This window comes from Floridaenema evergladense BLCC-F167 (assembly GCF_041929205.2).
Classification (GTDB): Bacteria; Cyanobacteriota; Cyanobacteriia; order Cyanobacteriales; family Aerosakkonemataceae; genus Floridanema; species Floridanema evergladense.
Window position 1 is genome coordinate 5,805,362 of the sequence record NZ_CM171625.1, and the last position, 19,484, is coordinate 5,824,845.

The window sequence follows — 19,484 nt, forward strand, 5'->3', positions numbered from 1 at the left end:
TCAACTATAAGGAGAAAAATGTAGCATGAAATTGCAAAAATCTACTTTGATTTTGATGTTAGTCGCATTAATGTTTGGCGGTATTATTTATATTTGGGAAGTCGAAGGTAGACCCAGAAGAGAAGAAGCAAAACTCCGAGAAAATCGCATCTTTTCCTTGGAAGAAAAAGATGTACAAAGTGTAGTTTTAAAAACCAAAGAATATAAACTACAATTTGACCGAGTAAAACCGCAAGCAAGTAGCAATTCTACAGCACCTAAATGGACAGTAAAAGTACTAGAAAAGTATCAACCTGCGGAAACTAAAACTCCTGAACCTACAACAGAAACCAAAGATACAGAAACTAAAACTCCTGAACCTACAACAGAAACCAAAGATACAGAAATTAAAACTCCTGAACTTACAGAAACACCGACAAAGAGAAGGAGAAGAATTCGCCAAGAAACCGAACTTTCTGAAGGTTTAGCTTCAGCTTTTAGGGAGTTAATGCCTAAGCAAAAAGATGAAGTAAAACTGTTAACTGAAATGCCAGCTAATGAACCTTATGTAGCTTTTTTACTCAATGAATTAGCTACGGGAAAAGGCGATCGTATTATCGCTGACCCTCGCATTGAAGATGGCATAGATAAACCTTTAGCCACCATAGAAATAACTTTAAAAAATGGCGAGAAACATCAACTAATTTTGGGTAATCTTAACTATAACAGTACAGCTTTATACGCCTTAGCCGACCCCCCCCAACAACCAACAAAACCTTTAAATATCCTCTTAGTACCACTCAATTTTCAGAATGCGGTAAATCGTCCTTTATCGGAATGGAAACAACCAGAAATTCAGCCAACTCCCACACCTGAAGCATCACCAAAAACCGACAAACCTACAACTGAAGAATCGAAAACAGAATCGCCTCCACCAAAAGAAGAAAAACCTCGCCAGAGAAGAAGAAGAGAAAATTAATTATTTAAGCTGAATTTAAATCCCCGACTTCTTCAAGAAGTCGGGGATTTGGTTATACTTTTGGTAAAACAGATGTAATTAGGTTTAACTATGCAATTAATCATTTGTGAATCTCCAGAAGGCGTTGCTAATTGGTCAGCAAATTATGTGAAACAACGGATTAATAAATTTCAACCTACAGCAGATAAGCCTTTTGTGCTTGGGTTACCTACAGGAAGTACACCTTTAAAAATGTACGAAAAGTTAATCCAATTTCACCGTCAAGGGGATTTAAGTTTTCAAAATGTGGTTACTTTTAACATGGATGAATATGTTGGTTTAGCAGAAGATCATCCCCAAAGTTACTACTATTATATGTACCAAAACTTTTTTAATCACATTGATATTCCTAGAGAAAACATTCATATTCTCAACGGAAATACGAACGATGTTGCAACAGAATGTCAAAATTATGAGGATAAAATTAAGGCTTTTGGTGGAATTGAATTATTTATTGGCGGAATGGGTGAAGATGGACATATTGCTTTTAATGAACCCTGTTCCTCTTTAGAATCTCGGACTCGGTTAAAAACTTTAACTTACAGCACTTTATTAGCAAATGCTAGATTTTTTAATCAGGATATTAACAAAGTACCGAAATATGCTTTAACGGTTGGTGTAGGGACGATTTTAGACGCTTTTGAAGTGATGATTTTAGTTCAAGGTTATCATAAAGCGATCGCACTACACCACGCCATAGAACAAGGAGTAAATCACTTTTGGACTGTTTCCGCATTACAACTACACCCCAGAAGCATCATTGTTTGTGATCAAGATGCAACCTTAGAATTGAAGGTGAAAACAGTTAAATATTTCCAAGAATTAGAAAGAGATAATCCCACTTTCAATTAATATTACAATGTGAAATTATCTAGCCTCGGAAACTTCAGATTTAGCACTATACAAAATAGCATTTGGATCGCTATTTGCAACCATCAAACGAGAAGTTAAAAATCTATCCATCCAACTTTCTAAATACTTTTGATTAGCTTTTTGTTCAGTCGGATCTGTTGTATCCATCGGATAAGGTGCTAAACCTAAAATTGCTGCTGTTGTCACACAAAACATTGATTTTTGAAAACTGATACAAATTTGCACTCGCAGATCGTCTTCTTTGCGCTTGGTTTTTTTGTAATAATTATGTAAGTAATCGGGGAGAAAATGTCGCATATCTTGCATTAACAAAGTCGGTGGTATTCCTGCACCTCCAATAGGTAAAGGATCGGCATACAAAGCACCATATTCAAACCTACTTTGATCAGGGGAAATTTGATAAGCTTGAGCATTATAAGAAACAGTTCCCGGAAAAGGAGTTCCTCGGAAGAAAACCGCTTCTACATAAGGAACAGCTGTATCCATCAAGAAGGTTAAACCAATAGATTTCGGGATAATTTCATAGACTTGGTTATCAATAGTAACTGCGTAAGTAATTGGTTTATTTGCCGCTGCTACTAGACCTTTTAAAATGTGATCGACTACTTCAGGAATGGTGGTAATTTTACCTTGGTCATAGAGATCTGACATAGTGAGAAAAATCTCTGCCATCACATTCCAAAATTGTCCCAAGGCGCTGTAATAAACTTGTTGGCGCACTTGTTCTAATAAAAATTCGGGAAATAAGCGATCGACCAATTTAATCGGTAAATTACTTTTAATTTTTGCTTCTATTGCCTTTCTTGCTCTTTCTTTAAATTCAGGAGTATCTAAATATTCATCTAACCCACCACCACCATGCCACATCATGGTTTTCATGCAATATTCGGCGTATTCAAAGTTTATCCTATCATGCCACCAGTGACGCAACAATTTAGGTAAATTAATATCTCCATCAAAGTATTTAAAAAAGGGAAAAAGCTCTAAAAATTGATAATCTGCAATGTAAGTCAGATTTTTTTGATAAGCATCTAATACTACGCCATAACTCTTAAGAATTCCTACAACTTCCAATACATTTTCCGATGTATCTACCAATAAAGCATCGCCCGATTTTAATCGATCGATATAAGCTGTTAAGAGATGAACTTTAGTTTTTAAACTGGCAGTTTTCATTTTATCTCCTGAAGATTAAACATTATTTTTATTTATGATTCGCTATTGAGTAGAGTTGTTAAAAATATTTTAATAACTCTACTCAATATTTATATTTTAAGGAATTTTGGTGTCAGAAACAGTGACCGCAGGAATAATTTTAGCGATCGCAGGTTGAGGACTAATCATAGCCGTTGTAGTTGCTTCTGTCCATCTACCTAACCAACTCGGTACAATTCCAAAAAGGATGATAATTCCTGTCAAAATAGCAGCAGGAATTCTCTCAGACCATTGTACTTGAGGTAAGTCTAAAACCTTTTCGGAAAGGCGACCAAAAAACACTCGGTTCACCAAAAGTAAGAAGTAAACCGAAGTTAAACCTGTCCCAATCATGCAAAGTAAAGTTTCAACAGGAAATGCTTCAAAACTACCTCTAAAAATCAAAAATTCCGAAATAAAACCGATCATTCCCGGAATTCCAGCACTCGCCATTACCCCAGCAATCATCAGGCTACCAATTATCGGTAAACCTCTTTCTGGATTCAACAAACCGCAAAGCAAATTAATATCACGAGTTCCCGTTTTTTTGTAAACCACACCTACTGAAATAAATAACAAAGCTGAGATTAAACCGTGACTGATCATTTGGTATAAACAACCCAACAAACTTAAAGGTGTAGCAGCAGCACTCCCTAAAAGAATGTAGCCCATGTGTGCGATCGAACTATAAGCTACCATCTTTTTCATATCAGTTTGTGCGATCGCAGTAAACGCCCCATAAAGTACGCTAACCACCGCCCAAATAGCTAAACTAGGCGCTAAATTTTGCCAAGCTTCCGGGAACAAACCTAACCCAAACCGCAGCAAACCATAAGTTCCCAATTTCAACAATACACCCGCCAATAAAACAGAAATTGGCGTAGAAGCTTCTACGTGAGCATCAGGTAGCCAAGTATGCAAAGGAACCAGGGGAATTTTGATTCCAAAAGCGACTAAAATAGCCCCTAAAAGTAACAGTTGAGTCCCCAAAGGTAAATTATGAGTGCGTAAAGGTTCGTAAGCAAAACTCGTATAACCACTAAACCAAACCACACCCAAAAACGCCGCTAGTAATAAAATTCCTGAAACAGTTGTATAAAGCAAAAACTTAATTGCTGCATACCCTCTTCGCGCACCTCCCCAAATTGCAATTAAGAAATAAAGGGGAACTAATTCTAATTCATAGAACAAGAAAAATAGCAGCAAATCTTGAGCCAAAAAAGCCCCACTAACCCCAGCATTTAACAACAACACCAGCGAGTAATAGAATCTGGGTCTAGTAATTTCCTTATCCGTACTGTAAATGGCAATACAAGTTAATAAACCATTCAGAACTAACAAAGGTAAAGACAACCCATCCACACCCAAGCTATAGGTAAGTCCCAAGCTATCAATCCAAGGTAAAGACTCAATAAACTGCTGACTATTATTTTCTGGACTAAACTGAATTGCTATTACTAACGACCAAATAAAAGCAGCAAGAATAATTGCCAAACTAACTTGGCGCGTAATTTTCGCTGATATATTTCCCGGTAAAAAAGCTATGATAGCGGCACCTAATAGCGGCATCCAAATTAAGGCACTGAGCATTTATCTTGTTTTTCTCCTTAAGTTTGTCATTCGTCATTTGTCATTTGTCATTAGTCATTCTTTTATTGATCGAAATACTTATTCGATCGCTAACGACCAATGACAAAAGACGATTATCCATTTAACGCCAAAACTACTTTTTCTAAAATTTCTCTAAATGTTGCCTGCTCGAACAGCCAAATCATCAAGAAACCGAAAAAGCTAACTCCGACTAAGATAGTTAGTACATAAGCTTGGGATTTACCGGAAATACTGTATTTCAGACTTTCCCCGCTAAAAATTGTGGCTAACCCAACAAAGTTAACTAAACCATCAACTATATAGCGATCGATCGCATTACTCAACCGCGAAATCTGGCTAACAGCAAACACCACACTCAACCGATAAAGTCGGTCTATATAAAAATCGTAAGCCAACAAATCTTGTACAAATCGCAAAAGCGATCGAGTCGATCTAGACCAATTTCTGGGAAGCTCAATAATCACTCCCAAAACTACACCAACCAACCCCGAAACACACAACAGTAAAAGCGCAGTTTGATTCAAATATTCCCAACTAGGTAACAGCGACAATCTTTGCATCATCACTGGAACTAACAAAGTAACAATGCTCAAAGAAACCATCGGCACTGCCATTTGCCAAGGAACTTCAGGAGCACGACGAGTTTTTGGTTGAGTTTTGCCTAAAAATACCAACCGAAAAACCCGAGTTAGATTAACAGCACTTAAGCAATTAACTAACAACAAAACTACTACTAAAAACGGTCTTTCTGTCCACAAATCGTCCATTCCCAAACGCAAAGCCCAAAAACCACCTAAAGGTAATAATCCCACTAAACCCGCAGTACCCACAACAAAAGCCGTAGTCGTTGCAGGCATTTTTGGCCCCAAACCGCCCATTTCTGTGAGATTTTGATTATTCGTGGTTAGAACGATCGAACCAACACTCATGAATAGTAGCGCTTTGGCGATCGCATGAGCAAACAACAACATCAAAGCAAAACCAGTCCACTGCGTCCCCACCGCAATAAACACCAAACCCAAATAAGCACTCGTCGAATGAGACAAAGCCCGCTTAATATCAATTTGTGCCATTGCCACCAAAGACGCACCCACAGCCGTCACCGCCCCGATCGCAATCAAAGCATTCAAAGCCACAGGCGACACATTCAACACAGGCTGAAGCTTAATCAACACATAAGCCCCACAAGCCACCACCACCGAATTTCGCAAAATCGAAGCCGGATTCGGCCCCTCCATCGCCTCATCCAACCACAAATGCAACGGAAACTGAGCGCACTTACCCGTAGGCCCAGCAATCAAAGCCAAACCTAGTAAACTAGCCACCACAGGACTTAACTCCGCAGTCTCCGCCCAATCATACAAATCAGGAAAATTCAAACTACCAGCCATCGTTGCCAATGCCACCACACCCATCAGCAACAACACATCTCCCACCCGCTTAGTCAAAAAAGCATCTCTCGCCGCTGTCACCACCAAAGGCTGAGCATACCAAAAACCAACCAGCAAATAAGTAGAAAGCGTCAGCATTTCCAACAAAGCATAGCTAAGAAACAGCGAATTACTAATCGCCAACCCACTCATCGCCGCTTCAAAAAAGCCCATCAGCGTAAAGAAACGCGCCAATGCCCAGTCTTTCTCCAAATACCCCAAAGCAAACAGCTGCGCCAGAAAACTCATCCCAGTAATTAACTCCATTGCCCCAACTGTCACCGAAGAAATTTCTAGCGCAAAGGACAAATCTAAACCTGCTGCCTGAAACCAATGAAATACAACTGCAACTGGTTCCCGATTCCAAGTTAACCGAAAGATTACCGAACCATGCGCGAAAGCCAGCACAGTCATCAATAAATTAAAGTAAGCCGCTGGTCGAGGCCCCGTGCGTCGAACCATCCCAGCAGACCAAGGGATAGTCAATACAGACCCAATCAACCCATATATCGGTACCCACCAACTTGTTTCTAGAAGAAACTGAGTCATCCAAAACAATCCTTTACATTTTTTTAATATTATCCATTACTCCTACAGCAATTGGGGAAAATCCCCAATGTACTTTTCCCCCAGCCCACTGTTAACTTTTCTTAATATAGCCGATTAATAAATATCATTTTAATTAATATTGTCAAGGGTACCGTACTTCTCTATTCTTAATATTGGAAAAGCTAAAGAAAATATTTGCTTTAGCTAGAAGAAAAATAGCAACTCCCGTCTAAAAATTACTCAAACTGCCTAAGCAGGAGTACTTACGCTCATCCGGTAGGAGATAGAAATGCCAATTGCTGTTGGAATGATTGAAACTAAAGGCTTTCCAGCTGTCGTGGAAGCAGCTGATGCAATGGTTAAAGCCGCCCGTGTTACATTAGTGGGTTATGAAAAAATCGGTAGCGCCAGAGTGACAGTAATCGTGCGTGGTGACGTTTCCGAAGTACAAGCCTCCGTTTCTGCTGGTATAGAAGCAGCGAAGCGGGTAAATGGAGGTGAAGTAGTTTCCACTCACATCATTGCTCGTCCGCACGAAAACTTGGAGTACGTCCTACCGATTCGTTACACCGAAGCGGTTGAACAGTTCCGAACTTAGTAGTCATTTGTCATCTGTCATTAGTCCTTTGTAAAAACCTTCACCAATGACTAGTGACCAATAACCAATGACCAATCAGATTGTTTGCAAGTAAAGATTATTTAACTAAGGAATAAAACCAATGGCAATTGCAGTAGGAATGATTGAAACTCTCGGTTTCCCAGCCGTTGTAGAAGCAGCAGACGCGATGGTTAAAGCTGCCCGTGTAACTTTAGTTGGTTATGAGAAGATCGGTAGTGGTCGGGTAACAGTTATTGTTAGAGGCGATGTTTCGGAAGTACAAGCTTCTGTCGCTGCTGGGATCGATTCTGTGAAGCGGGTAAATGGCGGTCAAGTTTTATCGACTCACATCATTGCCCGTCCCCATGAAAACTTAGAATATGTATTACCGATTCGTTACACCGAAGCAGTAGAACAGTTCCGGGAAAGCGTGAGCGGCATTCGCCCATATAACAGACCATAGAAAATGCAAATAGCCAAAGTTCGTGGCACAGTCGTCAGCACCCAAAAAGACCCCTCTTTACGGGGAGCAAAGTTACTTCTATTGCAATTTGTAGATGAGGAAGGCAAGCTACTTCCGGGCTACGAGGTAGCAGCAGATATTGTAGGGGCTGGACTGGATGAGTGGGTACTTGTTAGCCGGGGTAGTGCTGCCCGCATTGCTTCCGGCAATGAGACTCGCCCACTTGATGCTTTGGTTGTGGCGATTATTGACACTATAAATATCGACAATCGCCTAATTTACAGCAAGAAAGACCAAGACCGTTAGTACGGTGATTGGTCTGAAAGTGATGAGTTTTGAGTTTTGAGTTTTGAGTTTTGAGTTAAGCACTTAAAACTCATGACTTAAAACTTAGAACTATTTATGATGTTCGTTCTTGAGTTCAGAGGTATTCCGTTATGGTAGTCCGCAGCATTGCTGCCCCGCCCACCCCTTGGTCGCGAAGCTTGGCCCAGCCGAAAATACATGATACTGCTTATGTACATTCCTTTTCTAATATTATTGGGGATGTGCAGATAGGTGCCAATGTTTTGATTGCGCCGCATACTTCGATCCGGGCAGATGAAGGTACTCCTTTTTACATTGGGGATAGTACCAATATTCAAGATGGGGTAGTAATTCATGGTTTAGAGCAAGGTCGAGTGATTGGGGATGACCAGAAAAGCTACTCAGTTTGGATCGGGAAGAACTGTTCGATCGCTCACATGGCTTTGATTCATGGCCCCGCTTATGTGGGAGATGATTGTTTTATTGGCTTTCGCTCCACTGTGTTTAACGCTAGGGTAGGGCATGGCTGCATTGTGATGATGCACGCTTTGATTCAGGATGTGGAAATTCCCCCTGGAAAGTACGTGCCTTCTGGGTCGGTGATTACCAATCAACAACAGGCTGATCGCTTGCCAGATGTGCAGGAATCAGATATGGAATTTGCCCATCACGTAGTCGGAATCAACGAAGCTTTGCGGACGGGATATCGCTGCGCTGCGGATATTGCCTGTATAGCCAATCTGCGGAACGAACAAGTTGACTCTCAAACAAGTAATGGATCTAGTAATGGCAACGGTCAGGTGAAAAGTATGCGTTTAAGTTCAGATGTCCAAGAACAAGTGCGCCAAATGCTGGCTCAAGGCTACCGCATTAGCACAGAACACGCTGACGAACGGCGTTTCCGCACCAGTTCCTGGACTAGTGGTGGAACCATTCAAGCGAATCGCGAATCAGAAGTAATTTCCGCTTTAGAATCAAGTTTAGATGAATATGCTGGGGAATATGTTCGCTTGATTGGGATTGACCCGAAAGCGAAGCGACGAGTAGTAGAAACAATTATTCAACGTCCTAATGGCAAAGCACCCCAAGTAACTAAGTCGGCTTCGTTTAAGGCTGCTGCTAGCAGTAGCTATTCAGGAACTTCTAGTTCTGGACTAGGTAGCGAAGTGGTCGATCGCGTGCGTAATCTGTTATCTCAAGGCTACCGCATCGGTACCGAACACGCCGACGAACGTCGCTTCCGCACTAGTTCTTGGCATACTTGCTCTCCGATCGAAAGCAACAGAGAAGCTGAGGTAGTTTCGGCATTAGAAGGCTGTATCGAGAGTCACGCTGGGGAATATGTCCGCCTAATCGGTATCGATCCGAAAGCGAAGCGGCGCGTATTGGAAATGATTATTCAACGTCCCAATGGCAAAGCACCTACTCAAACAGCTAAGGCAACAGTTACCAGCAGCAACAACTACTCCAACAGCACAACTGCCAAAACTAGCAGCGTGGCAAGTTCTAGCTTAAATCGGGATGTAGTCGAACAGGTCAGAAATTTACTCGCACAAGGACATCGAGTAGGTTTGGAATATGCTGACCAGCGGCGTTTCCGCACTAGTTCTTGGCAAAGCTGCGCCCCCATTCAATCAAGTAGCGATCGGGAAGTGATCTCAGCAATAGAAGCTTGCCTCAACGAACATCAAGGCGAATACGTGCGCTTGATTGGGATTGACTCCAAGGCGAAGCGGCGCGTGTTGGAACAGGTGATCCAAAAGCCTTAGTTTGGGGATTTGGGAAGTTTTGAGTTTTGAGTTATGAGTTTTAAGTTTTGAATTAATAACTTAAAACTCATAACTCAAAACTTTCCCCCTGCCCCCCTGCCTTATATAAACTGATGAGGTTAAATTTCTAATGTATTCGCCGCCACTGCAACCGCTTTGTAATCCGCAATCTTACGTAAGTGGCGATGTAACGATCGATCCCAGTGCAGTCATCGGGTCGGGTGTTTTGTTAGCCGCAGAACCAAATAGCCGGATTGTGATTGCTGCTGGTGTTTGTATCGGTATGGGGACAATTATTCATGCTCAAGAGGGCAGTTTGGAAGTTGAGACGGGAGTCGTTTTAGGTGCGGGTGTGTTGGTGGTGGGTGCGGGTAAGATTGGGGCAAATGCTTGTGTTGGTTCTTGTACGACGATTTTGTATAGTTCGATCGACTCTCAGCAAGTGATATCTCCCAATTCTTTGATTGGGGATAAAAGCCGACCAACTCAGGATACGACAACAATACGCCTAACGGCACGCTACGCGAACGAAGTAGAGGCGATTGATGAATCGCACCTACTTTCAGAAGTTAAGAGCGATCCTAAACCTAAACCACCTGTCACACCTACTCCAGAGAAACAGGACTTGAGTGTAGATACTGAACCGTTAGAACCAGAAAAAACTAGTGATAAGCCTCCAGTTGCCGAAGTTACTAGCGAACCTCAACCTACACCAACTAACGTACTGGAAGTAGAAGTCCCAACTAATGCCTCAGTGCAAGTCTACGGACAACTTCATCTGAATCGGCTACTGTTGACACTTTTTCCCCATAATCAATCATTAAAGCCACCAGATCGCGACGGAAAGGCGGAATAGTTGTTAGTTTTTAGATGTTAGTTTTTAGACTTTTTGCCGATCGAGAACTGACGACTAGCAACTACAGGGAGGTTAAAATGCAATTTCAGGGAGCGAACGGACGCGAAGATTTCCGGGACATGGCTTTAGGACTAGTATCAACTGGTAGTTTTCCTGCTATTGTGGGCTGCGCCGATATGATGCTCAAATCTGCGGGGGTAGCTTTGGTAGGTTACGAAAAGATTGGTGGTGGTCAATGTACTGCGATCGTCCGAGGCGCAATTTCCGATGTCCGTTTGGCTGTGGAAGCTGGGGCTGAGACGGCGGAAAAATTTGGGCAATTACTTTCTAAATTGGTGATTCCTCGACCTTTACCTAATTTAGAAGTGGTGTTGCCGATCGGTCATCGCTTGTCCCAATTATCCCAATCTAACGGTCACAGCCGTTTAAGCAATCAAGCCATTGGTTTGCTTGAAACTAGAGGTTTTCCGGCAATGGTAGGGGCTTGTGACGCGATGCTCAAAGCTGCTGACGTTCAACTGGCATCTTATGAGAAAATAGGAGCAGGGCTTTGTACCGCAATTATCCGGGGTACAGTGGCTAACGTAGCTATGGCTGTGGAAGCTGGAATGTACGAGGCAGAACGCATCGGAGATTTAAACGCCGTGATGGTGATTCCTCGACCTCTGGATGATTTGGAACAAACTTTACCTGTCGCCAGCTGCTGGATCGAACAACCTCAACCTGTAATGTTGCCCGTCACCATCAAAGAAACGGAGAAAGAGTTACTTCAATTACCCGATCTAGCTAAATTACCCGTTCCTATGCAGGAAGAAGTCGAATGAGGCAAGAAATAAAAGCGCTGCACATCAGAAGCATGATTCGTGTGGGAAGACTTATTTAGTGTTTGGTTAACACCAAGCACTTGGAAGTATAAGTTCAGTTAGCCCACAAAAATTCATGTCCATGTTGTGCAACGCCTCGTGGAAGATGTCTTACGCTCTTGCCGGTGAACTCATCATAGCCGGAACCTTACATAATGAAAAGTCATTGTTTCTAATAATTATGATAGACTATAATCTATAATTTGAACTTTTCAGGAGGGTGGTTTTGAAGCATACCACACTTCATCAACTAAAGGTATTTGAAGCAGCGGCTCGTCACGGGAGTTTTACTCGTGCTGCTGAAGAGTTATTTTTAACTCAACCTACTGTTTCCATGCAGGTAAAACAGCTGTCTAAGGCTGTTGGTTTACCGCTATTTGAACAGGTGGGTAAGCGTTTGTATTTGACGGAAGCGGGGAGAGAGTTACTGGCGACTTGCCGGGAAATTTTCGATCGCATCGCCCAGTTTGAGATGACTGTGGCAAATTTGAAGGGGGTAAAACAAGGTTTATTAAAGTTAGCAGTGGTGACAACTGCTAAATATGTTGTACCACGTTTGTTGGGGCCATTTTGCCAACGTTATCCAGGAATTGATGTGTCGCTGCAAGTGACTAATCATGAAATTCTCATGGATCGGTTTTCCCAAAATCAAGATGATTTGTATATTCTGAGCCAAACTCCAGACAATGTGGAGATGAATGTTCATCCGTTTTTGGAAAATCCTTTGGTGGTTTTGGCACCGAGAAGTCATCATTTAACTAATCAGAAAAATATTTCTTTAGAGGCGATCGCTAACGAACCTTTTATTATGCGAGAACCGGGTTCTGGTACGCGCCAAGCTGTGCAAAAAATGTTTGAAAAAGAAGGTTTGGGTTTAAAAGTTAAGTTGGAACTTGGGAGTAATGAGGCAATTAAACAAGCTATAGCAGGTGGTTTGGGAATATCTGTTTTATCAAGTCATACTTTAGCTTTGGAAGGTGCAACTAGTCAATTAACTATTTTAGATGTCCAGGGTTTTCCGATTGAAAGACATTGGTATGTGGTGTATCCTGCGGGAAAACAATTGTCAGTTGTGGCGCGAACTTTTTATGAGTATTTAGTTAATGAAGGTAAGCAAGTTTTGCAGGAAACTTCGACTTTAAAAGTGATGGTTTAGCGGGTTTTGGGTTCGTTTTTCCCGCAGGTTGAAACCTGGGGCTATACAAACAAAGTCCGCCTACGCGGACTAAATATTAAGTTATACAAATTTAAGGGTTGTTAGCTGATGAATGCTGTAATTTTGAATATTCCACCAGTAGCGAAGCTAACTGATGAACAATTTTATGAGATTTGTCAGGCGAATCGAGATTTTAGGTTTGAACGGAGTGCGATCGGAGATTTAATTATTATGCCCCCAACTGGTGGAGGAACGGGAAAAGGTAATTCAGGAATTAATGCTCAACTTTGGTTTTGGAATCAAGAAACAAAGCTTGGTGAAGTGTTTGATTCTTCAACGGGGTTTAGGTTGCCGAATGGGGCGGATCGATCGCCTGATGCAGCCTGGATTACTTTAGAAAAATGGAACAGTTTAACAGCGGAAGAACAAGAGAAATTTTTACCTTTTGCACCTGATTTTGTAGTTGAATTACGTTCTCCGAGTGATGCTTTACAACCTTTGCGAGATAAGATGCAAGAGTATATAGAAAATGGTACAAGGTTGGGGTGGTTAATTAATCGGAAAGATCGACAGGTTGAAATTTATCGTCGGGGTAGAGAGAAGGAAGTTTTAGATAATCCTGTTAGTTTGTCTGGGGAAGATGTTTTGCCTGGTTTTGTGTTGAATTTGGCTGTTGTTTGGGGGTAAAGTTCAATGGCTGTAGAGCAATATCGTCAATATATTCGACAACTACTTTCGGAACGCGCCCAACGTGCAGCAAAGCAAAGAAACGCACCAGAATATGAGGTGCAAACTGTTTTTGATACAGAGCAAGATCATTATCAATTACTATATGTTGGTTGGCGAGGAAATAAACGCGATTTTGGTTGTATTCTGCATATTGATATCAAGGACGGAAAAATCTGGATTCAGCACGATGGTACAGAAGAAGGATTTGCTAATCGATTAGTTGAAATGGGAGTTCCCAAACAAGATATTGTTTTAGCATTCCATGAACCGGAAATAAGAGAATATACAGGTTTTGGTACAGGTGTTGTAAAAAATTAGCCAAGAAACTAATTTCCTGGCTAATATCTAAATTAGGACGAATGCAACTTAAAAAGATGGTTTAGGTTTTTTGAAGTACCAGTAGAGATTAGCAACAGTTAAATCTGTGATTTCCTGCCAATTTGAAGGAGCTAAACCGTGATAATTAGAGCTTTTAGCTTGTTGGCTAATGTAAGATTCATGCTCTTTTCTTGATTCTGGTTGAATTACGAAGCGGAGTTGATCGCGTAGAGATAGGAAATGAGATTTTTCCCGTAATTGATTGTAGAGTAATTGTTCGGGAGGTTCGGCTAAAGCTGTTACTTCTGGTTTTTGGTTGTTAGTAGTTAGTAATTTTTCAGAGCAAGCGTTTTCTAATTCTTTTAAATCTGCTGGAGATAAGCTTCGCATCAAATCAACTTGCTCTTGCCAAAGTTTTAAAGCTGCTAAATCATGATTATGAATTCGGGCAATTTCTGGAAATAGAAAATCTAACTCTTCTTGAGATTCGCAAAGATCAATTAAATGGAGAAGTTCTGTACGAATTTTGCGATGAAGACTAAAAAGGCGATCGCTTACTACATCAGGAGCTCCTTGCAATTGATAAATCATTGTAATTGTTTGGTAAATTGCCCAAGCACATTCCATTCTGCGTAGTCTTCCAGCAACGTTGTTATGTTCGTAGATTTTAGGATTGTTATAATCTGCCAGAGCAGTATGTAACATTCCATTTATCCCAGCAAAAGCTGCACTCCTAGCATGGGGATCAGGTAATCTCGCTGCATCTCTAAGCCAATTAACCGCTTCGATGAAATGCCCATAAGCTCTCTTTAAAATTGTTAGATGATTTTGATATTTAACATCTGCCGCAACTTTATGAATCTGTTCTATTACTTCTTTGCCTTGGTCTTTTAGAGCTTCTTCCAAATTAATAAAGCCAGCATGAACTTTCAGCTTTAGTTCCTTAACTTCTTGCCTCAATTTTATTGTCTGGTAAAGGTTCACTGCTGATATGGTTACACCTGCTCCTGTTCCAAGTCCAATCAAGCCTGTAGTGGATTGTAGAACTGCTAAGTTATCATTTATACCTCTTAGATTATTATCGACGCTTTGTTGCCATTGCATTCCTGCGTAGCCTCCGTACATTTGTCCTGCAACGCTGAGTATGGGGCAGAGAATCACAGATGCAGGGGTAAAGCCAGCTATAGTATTAGCTGTACTAATCATAAATAATATTTGGTCAGAAGAAATATTCATGTTTGTCCCTTTGGATACTAGCGAACTATACTATATTTTAGGATTCCCAATCAGTGACGAAAAAGTATACAAGGCGAGGCGAAAAATGAATGAGTATTTAAAAGCTTTTCAAAAAATTAATCAATTTTCGACGCAACTACTAACGAATGATTCTAAATCCTTAGAAATTAAACAAGCTGCAACAGAGCTTAATAAATCATTACAACCGTTCTTTAAAGAACTTCAAGAATCAGCTACTCGACTTAAATCATATATTCAGAAAAGTTTTGAAGAGTTAGATTATGCTGATGCAGTTTGGGATAGTAAGCCGAGAATTGCTGCTGCACCAAAAGCAGAAATATGGGAACAGTTAGGAGAATTAAGCGGACGATATTTGAAAATTCAAGAACTAGGTGAGAAATGCAAAACAGAAGCGATCGAACAAGCGAAGAAATACTGGGATGAGAAAGTTGAAACACTGAAGAAAAAATGGTTTATTGATAAGACTGGCAAAATTAAGGAAAAAATTGGCTGGGGTGAAAAGGATGGTTTTATTAAGGACATTCGCTCTGAAGTGGATTCTTATTTCCCCCTTTCTTACCTTAGTATAATAACTGGCAAGGAATTAAAACCTCTTTATCAAGAAATTAACCTGATAAAATTAGAGTTGCTTTTGCAATGTATAACCCTTTTTGATGAAAATTTACAGACAAGCACAAACAAAAAGTTTGAAGTTATCTGGCGGGAAATGACAGCTAAGTTAGGAAAAACTGAAGACGATACCAATAAAATTATTCCGAGATTTAAGAATAAGGTTGGGCATCATTTAATAAATTGGGATAAATGGGGTGATATTCCTTGGGATGAAGCAATAATTTTTCGGAATACAGTTTGGTCAACAATTGAAAATGATATTAGTTTATACTTTGATCAGCAAGTGAGGTTTGCTACACAGGCTATTGATGAGGCGATCGCGTTTTACAGCGACTTTCTAGCAAAACAAGAAAGATATCAGCAAGAAACATCAGAACAAAGAGAAGCTGAAAAAGTTTGGATTAAGCATCAACGAGAAGAACTTCAGCGAGTTAAACAGGGACTTGAAGAGATTTTAAACCCGTTTAGTAATTAGCTGGCAGTGAAACAAGTTTTTGTGAGGTTTAAGGAGAGTTTGTTAATTCTTGAATCAACTCTGTAGGGGTGATGATTTGGGGAGAGGTGACTGGGAAATCTGCGCGATCGCGTGTTACGATTCCAATTAAGTTGTAACCCCAAGGAGTAAGAATTGTGGCAGAGCTAAAGAATAAAAGTGCAGAATTAATTGATGAAGATAATTTAGATGAAGAAGATAATGATGATGAGCAGTACGAAAAACCTACTTTCCGCTACGATCCTGAAAAGATTAACATTGCTACGAAGGAACCAACTATTCAGCTATTATTAGAACGAATTGATGAAAAAGCCCTTGATTTAGCCCCTGATTTTCAACGTCAAGCAAATATATGGAATGATGGTGCTAAAAGCCGATTGATTGAGTCTATACTTATTCGGATTCCTCTACCAGCCTTTTACATAGATGCTACTGATGAAAATAATTGGTTGGTTGTAGATGGATTACAACGTTTATCTGCCCTCAACCAATTTGTCAACGATAAGACTGACAAAAGGCTTAGGCTAAGTGAATTAGAATACTTAACTGAACTTAACGGTAAAACTTATGATGAACTAGAGCGCAGATATCAGCGCCGTATCTTAGAAAATCAACCCACAGTATATTTAATAATGAAAGGTACTCCTATTGAAGTTAAATACAATATTTTTAAACGGATTAATACAGGGGGAGTGCCTCTTTCACCTCAAGAATTACGCCATGCTATCAATCCAGGTAAAGCAACAAAATTCTTAGCTAAACTTGCAGATTCTCAAGAATTCAAAAAGGTTATTAAACTTAGTGATTCTCGAAGACTGCGGATGGACGATCGAGAGTTTGTTTTGGGATTTTTAGCTTTCAAACTAACTTCTTATAAAGAATACAAAGATGAAACTAGAGATTCATTTTTAAACAAAGGTATGTTTAAAGTTAATAAATTATCAGAAGAAAATTTGCAAGAAATAGAATTGCTTTTCAAGAAAACAATGTTTAACTCTTTTGAAATTTTTGGACTAAATGCTTTTCGGAAAATGTCACACGAAACTACAAAAAAATATCCTGTTAACAAATCATTGTTTGAAGCTTGGTCAGTTCATCTTAGCTGTCTTAGCTGTCAAGAAATCGAAATATTAAAAAATAAAAAACAAGAATTAATCGAGCGCTTTATTAATTGTGTAGATAATGATAGTGAATTTCTTGCCTCTATCTCCCAGGCAGCTAACAAGGTAGAGTATAGGTTTAGTACAATTGAACGAATAATTCAGGAAGTATTGCAATGATAAGTTGTTTAAAATTAATAAACTTTAAACCTTTTGAAAATCAACTTCTTAAATTTAGACCATTAACCCTTCTTTCTGGCCTTAATAGCAGTGGTAAATCTTCTGTTTTACAATCTTTATTGTTGCTACGTCAATCTTACCAACAGGGTTTATTACCTAATAAAGGATTGGCGTTAAATGGTGAATTAACTTGTATTGGTACGGCACAAGATGCCCTTTTCGAGGGAGCCAGCAAAGAAGAAATTGGTTTTGACATTATTTGGGAAAATGGCCTAGAAGGGGTGTGGCGTTTCAACTATGATCGAGAAGTAGATGTATTAAATCTTGCCTCAACAGAAGTTGCCAGAGAAGTTTATAAATCAAGTCTTTTCACTAATAATTTTCACTGCCTTCAGGCAGAACGTATGGGATCACGACCTTTTAACGAAGTGTCAGATTATCAAGTTCGACAACTTGGGCAAATTGGCACTAAAGGCGAATACGCAGCACATTTTTTACTTATTAATGGACGTAAAGTTATTCCTAATAAGCCTCTCAGCCATCCAGAGGTAAAATTAAATAGTACAATAACTCAACCCAATGAAAAATCGTTGGATTTAATAGATCAAGTTGAAGCATGGATGGGAGAGGTTAGCCCTGGTACAAGTCTTAAAGTTCTATCAAACCGAAATCTAGATTTAGTGAGCTTACAATACTCTTATGGACTCAGCAATCTATACCGTGCAACCAATGTTGGATTTGGAATTAGCTACACCTTACCAATTATTGTAGCGGTGCTTGCATCAAAACCAGGTACACTAATACTTATTGAAAATCCAGAAGCACATTTACATCCGAAAGGGCAAGTAAAAATGGGTGAATTATTAGCCCTTGGTGCAAGTTGTGGCGTTCAAATTGTCATAGAGACTCATAGCGATCATGTTCTAAATGGGATTCGTCTTGCTGTTCATGGGGGAAAACTTGACCCCAAAGATGTTCAATTACACTTCTTTCAACGACAAGAGAAAGAAAGGCAAATTGTAACTGAGGTAATATCGCCACGAATCGATCGCAACGGAAGAATTGACCAATGGCCCGAAGGATTTTTTGATGAGTGGGATAAGAGTTTAATCACCTTACTAAAACCGAGGGATGTGTAGAGCATGGACTTGGAAATGGTATTAAACGAATTATCCTTAAAAACTCCCGCTGATAATATTCAAATGGCAAGACAGTGGATGTCAGATCTTATTGCCACTGCACGAACCGCTGCTGAACTCGGTGTAAATTCATCCCTTCGTACACATAGCGAGTTTTACGCGACTGTACTTGCATCTAATTACTCTATTTCTGATTGGCTTATAGATAAAAACGTAGATCGAGAAGAATCACGATTCATTCTCTTATCTACAAAGACTCCTTTCTTAGCGGACATTCAAAACGCAGATATCGAGGATAGAAACTTAAGATCAGAATTTAGCTGTGAAGGCGAATTAGTTGAAGGTTTGGGTTTTGCTTTCCTACTCGAATATCTTGCTTTAAGTATTAGGTCAGAACCAAAATGGGATACCAGTAGTCTTGTTATAGAGGTTACTTGGCTAGAAGATGATAATAACCTGAGTTCCGAGATATTAACAATTGTTCATGCCAGCCGACTCGAACACTTACAAAGTCACATTACTTGGATACAGAATCGTCTTAAAACGGGAGTTCGTGATGGGTTAGATCTATGGAATCGTAGAAGCGATCTATTTTCTTCACTGACTTTTTGTGAGACAGTCGGTAAGCAGGTACAAAGTCTAAGTTCTGGTAGTCCGATGCTAAGACAGATTGTGAAACGATTATTTGAACTTGAGAACTACTGCAAGAATTGGACATCCGGCTCTTTTAATAAGGATAGTCTTCCTTGTAAAGTATCTCCAGAAAGCGATACAAGGCTCCAGCAGTTTGAACAAAAACTAACCTTCAGGTGTCCCGACGGCGAAAGGCGGATCTTCAGCTGGCACGTCCGCATGACACCGGGAGCTTGGCGGCTTCATTTCTCTGTAGAGTCAGGGCCAAGAAAAATTATTATTGGATATATTGGGCCAAAAATTCAATAATCTCGATTAAGCTTGTACGCTTACATATTATTGCTCATTATTTTAATCA

General features: G+C 40.1%; 19 protein-coding genes. 15 read left to right on the plus strand and 4 right to left on the minus strand.

The features are described 5' to 3' along the window. Positions 1–25: 25 nt before the first annotated feature. Together ACE1CA_RS27795 and nagB are read left to right on the plus strand one after the other, a co-directional pair. Positions 26–958 (plus strand): hypothetical protein, encoded by a 933-nt coding sequence (locus ACE1CA_RS27795; RefSeq protein ID WP_486517562.1) that lies wholly within the window; start codon positions 26–28, stop codon positions 956–958. Positions 959–1,048: 90 nt separating this feature from the next. Continuing rightward, the gene (nagB, locus tag ACE1CA_RS27800) at positions 1,049–1,849 is read left to right on the plus strand and encodes a glucosamine-6-phosphate deaminase (RefSeq protein ID WP_413278285.1); all 801 of its coding nucleotides are present in this window, start codon (positions 1,049–1,051) and stop codon (positions 1,847–1,849) included. A 15-nt stretch (positions 1,850–1,864) separates the two neighbouring features. Here the strand turns inward: nagB and ACE1CA_RS27805 are convergent, their stop codons facing one another. The 3 genes from ACE1CA_RS27805 to ACE1CA_RS27815 all read right to left on the minus strand — a co-directional run bounded on the left by ACE1CA_RS27805 (position 1,865) and on the right by ACE1CA_RS27815 (position 6,654). Then, positions 1,865–3,046 (minus strand): CO2 hydration protein, encoded by a 1,182-nt coding sequence (locus ACE1CA_RS27805; protein ID WP_413278284.1) that lies wholly within the window; start codon positions 3,044–3,046, stop codon positions 1,865–1,867. Positions 3,047–3,142: 96 nt separating this feature from the next. Further along, a complete protein-coding gene (locus ACE1CA_RS27810; protein ID WP_413278283.1) occupies positions 3,143–4,654 on the minus strand; it encodes an NADH-quinone oxidoreductase subunit M in 1,512 nt (503 codons plus the stop codon). Between the two features lie 113 nt (positions 4,655–4,767). Continuing rightward, entirely contained in the window at positions 4,768–6,654 is a 1,887-nt protein-coding gene (locus ACE1CA_RS27815) for an NAD(P)H-quinone oxidoreductase subunit F (RefSeq protein ID WP_413278282.1), read from the minus strand. Between the two features lie 289 nt (positions 6,655–6,943). On the opposite strand from ACE1CA_RS27815, the gene ACE1CA_RS27820 reads away from it, so the two are divergent. From ACE1CA_RS27820 to ACE1CA_RS27860, 9 genes are all read left to right on the plus strand, one after another. Continuing rightward, positions 6,944–7,252, plus strand: coding sequence for a carbon dioxide-concentrating mechanism protein CcmK (locus ACE1CA_RS27820; RefSeq protein ID WP_073591589.1), 309 nt, complete (start codon positions 6,944–6,946; stop codon positions 7,250–7,252). Between the two features lie 121 nt (positions 7,253–7,373). Then, positions 7,374–7,715: a carbon dioxide-concentrating mechanism protein CcmK gene (locus ACE1CA_RS27825; RefSeq protein ID WP_413265430.1), complete on the plus strand. Its 342-nt coding sequence runs from the start codon at positions 7,374–7,376 to the stop codon at positions 7,713–7,715. A 3-nt stretch (positions 7,716–7,718) separates the two neighbouring features. Then, positions 7,719–8,021 carry a beta-carboxysome shell vertex protein CcmL gene (gene ccmL / locus ACE1CA_RS27830; protein ID WP_413265431.1) on the plus strand — a complete coding sequence of 101 codons (303 nt, stop codon included), beginning with the start codon at positions 7,719–7,721 and terminating at the stop codon, positions 8,019–8,021. 131 nt (positions 8,022–8,152) lie between these two features. Beyond that, positions 8,153–9,790, plus strand: coding sequence for a beta-carboxysome scaffolding protein CcmM (gene ccmM / locus ACE1CA_RS27835; protein WP_413278281.1), 1,638 nt, complete (start codon positions 8,153–8,155; stop codon positions 9,788–9,790). Positions 9,791–9,920: 130 nt separating this feature from the next. Next, positions 9,921–10,646, plus strand: coding sequence for a beta-carboxysome scaffolding protein CcmN (ccmN, locus tag ACE1CA_RS27840; RefSeq protein WP_413278280.1), 726 nt, complete (start codon positions 9,921–9,923; stop codon positions 10,644–10,646). A gap of 77 nt (positions 10,647–10,723) precedes the next feature. Beyond that, entirely contained in the window at positions 10,724–11,470 is a 747-nt protein-coding gene (ccmO, locus tag ACE1CA_RS27845) for a beta-carboxysome assembly protein CcmO (protein ID WP_413278279.1), read from the plus strand. Between the two features lie 265 nt (positions 11,471–11,735). Then, positions 11,736–12,665 (plus strand): LysR family transcriptional regulator, encoded by a 930-nt coding sequence (locus ACE1CA_RS27850; RefSeq protein ID WP_413278278.1) that lies wholly within the window; start codon positions 11,736–11,738, stop codon positions 12,663–12,665. Between the two features lie 108 nt (positions 12,666–12,773). Further along, entirely contained in the window at positions 12,774–13,352 is a 579-nt protein-coding gene (locus tag ACE1CA_RS27855; protein WP_413278277.1) for a Uma2 family endonuclease, read from the plus strand. Between the two features lie 6 nt (positions 13,353–13,358). Beyond that, positions 13,359–13,712, plus strand: coding sequence for a XisI protein (locus tag ACE1CA_RS27860; RefSeq protein WP_413278276.1), 354 nt, complete (start codon positions 13,359–13,361; stop codon positions 13,710–13,712). A gap of 48 nt (positions 13,713–13,760) precedes the next feature. Here the strand turns inward: ACE1CA_RS27860 and ACE1CA_RS27865 are convergent, their stop codons facing one another. Beyond that, entirely contained in the window at positions 13,761–14,948 is a 1,188-nt protein-coding gene (locus tag ACE1CA_RS27865) for a hypothetical protein (RefSeq protein WP_413278275.1), read from the minus strand. 85 nt (positions 14,949–15,033) lie between these two features. Here ACE1CA_RS27865 and ACE1CA_RS27870 point away from each other — a divergent pair, with 85 nt between their 5' ends. The 4 genes from ACE1CA_RS27870 to ACE1CA_RS27885 all read left to right on the plus strand — a co-directional run bounded on the left by ACE1CA_RS27870 (position 15,034) and on the right by ACE1CA_RS27885 (position 19,435). Beyond that, a complete protein-coding gene (locus ACE1CA_RS27870; RefSeq protein ID WP_486517563.1) occupies positions 15,034–16,056 on the plus strand; it encodes a hypothetical protein in 1,023 nt (340 codons plus the stop codon). 155 nt (positions 16,057–16,211) lie between these two features. Continuing rightward, the gene (locus ACE1CA_RS27875; protein WP_413278273.1) at positions 16,212–17,354 is read left to right on the plus strand and encodes a DUF262 domain-containing protein; all 1,143 of its coding nucleotides are present in this window, start codon (positions 16,212–16,214) and stop codon (positions 17,352–17,354) included. Continuing rightward, positions 17,351–18,493, plus strand: a complete 1,143-nt coding sequence (locus tag ACE1CA_RS27880; RefSeq protein WP_413278272.1) for an AAA family ATPase — start codon at positions 17,351–17,353, stop codon at positions 18,491–18,493. The genes ACE1CA_RS27875 and ACE1CA_RS27880 overlap by 4 nt, the downstream gene beginning before the upstream one ends. A 3-nt stretch (positions 18,494–18,496) precedes the next feature. Next, a complete protein-coding gene (locus ACE1CA_RS27885) occupies positions 18,497–19,435 on the plus strand; it encodes a hypothetical protein (RefSeq protein ID WP_486517564.1) in 939 nt (312 codons plus the stop codon). The last annotated feature ends 49 nt before the right edge of the window (positions 19,436–19,484 follow it).

Bases quoted from the DNA above. Each gene is read 5' to 3' on its own strand.
- ACE1CA_RS27795 (WP_486517562.1), top strand. From the start codon at position 26: ATGAAATTGCAAAAATCTACTTTGATTTTGATGTTAGTCGCATTAATG.
- nagB (WP_413278285.1), top strand. From the start codon at position 1,049: ATGCAATTAATCATTTGTGAATCTCCAGAAGGCGTTGCTAATTGGTCA.
- ACE1CA_RS27805 (WP_413278284.1), bottom strand. From the start codon at position 3,046: ATGAAAACTGCCAGTTTAAAAACTAAAGTTCATCTCTTAACAGCTTAT.
- ACE1CA_RS27810 (WP_413278283.1), bottom strand. From the start codon at position 4,654: ATGCTCAGTGCCTTAATTTGGATGCCGCTATTAGGTGCCGCTATCATA.
- ACE1CA_RS27815 (WP_413278282.1), bottom strand. From the start codon at position 6,654: ATGACTCAGTTTCTTCTAGAAACAAGTTGGTGGGTACCGATATATGGG.
- ACE1CA_RS27820 (WP_073591589.1), top strand. From the start codon at position 6,944: ATGCCAATTGCTGTTGGAATGATTGAAACTAAAGGCTTTCCAGCTGTC.
- ACE1CA_RS27825 (WP_413265430.1), top strand. From the start codon at position 7,374: ATGGCAATTGCAGTAGGAATGATTGAAACTCTCGGTTTCCCAGCCGTT.
- ccmL (WP_413265431.1), top strand. From the start codon at position 7,719: ATGCAAATAGCCAAAGTTCGTGGCACAGTCGTCAGCACCCAAAAAGAC.
- ccmM (WP_413278281.1), top strand. From the start codon at position 8,153: ATGGTAGTCCGCAGCATTGCTGCCCCGCCCACCCCTTGGTCGCGAAGC.
- ccmN (WP_413278280.1), top strand. From the start codon at position 9,921: ATGTATTCGCCGCCACTGCAACCGCTTTGTAATCCGCAATCTTACGTA.
- ccmO (WP_413278279.1), top strand. From the start codon at position 10,724: ATGCAATTTCAGGGAGCGAACGGACGCGAAGATTTCCGGGACATGGCT.
- ACE1CA_RS27855 (WP_413278277.1), top strand. From the start codon at position 12,774: ATGAATGCTGTAATTTTGAATATTCCACCAGTAGCGAAGCTAACTGAT.
- ACE1CA_RS27860 (WP_413278276.1), top strand. From the start codon at position 13,359: ATGGCTGTAGAGCAATATCGTCAATATATTCGACAACTACTTTCGGAA.
- ACE1CA_RS27865 (WP_413278275.1), bottom strand. From the start codon at position 14,948: ATGAATATTTCTTCTGACCAAATATTATTTATGATTAGTACAGCTAAT.
- ACE1CA_RS27870 (WP_486517563.1), top strand. From the start codon at position 15,034: ATGAATGAGTATTTAAAAGCTTTTCAAAAAATTAATCAATTTTCGACG.
- ACE1CA_RS27880 (WP_413278272.1), top strand. From the start codon at position 17,351: ATGATAAGTTGTTTAAAATTAATAAACTTTAAACCTTTTGAAAATCAA.
- ACE1CA_RS27885 (WP_486517564.1), top strand. From the start codon at position 18,497: ATGGACTTGGAAATGGTATTAAACGAATTATCCTTAAAAACTCCCGCT.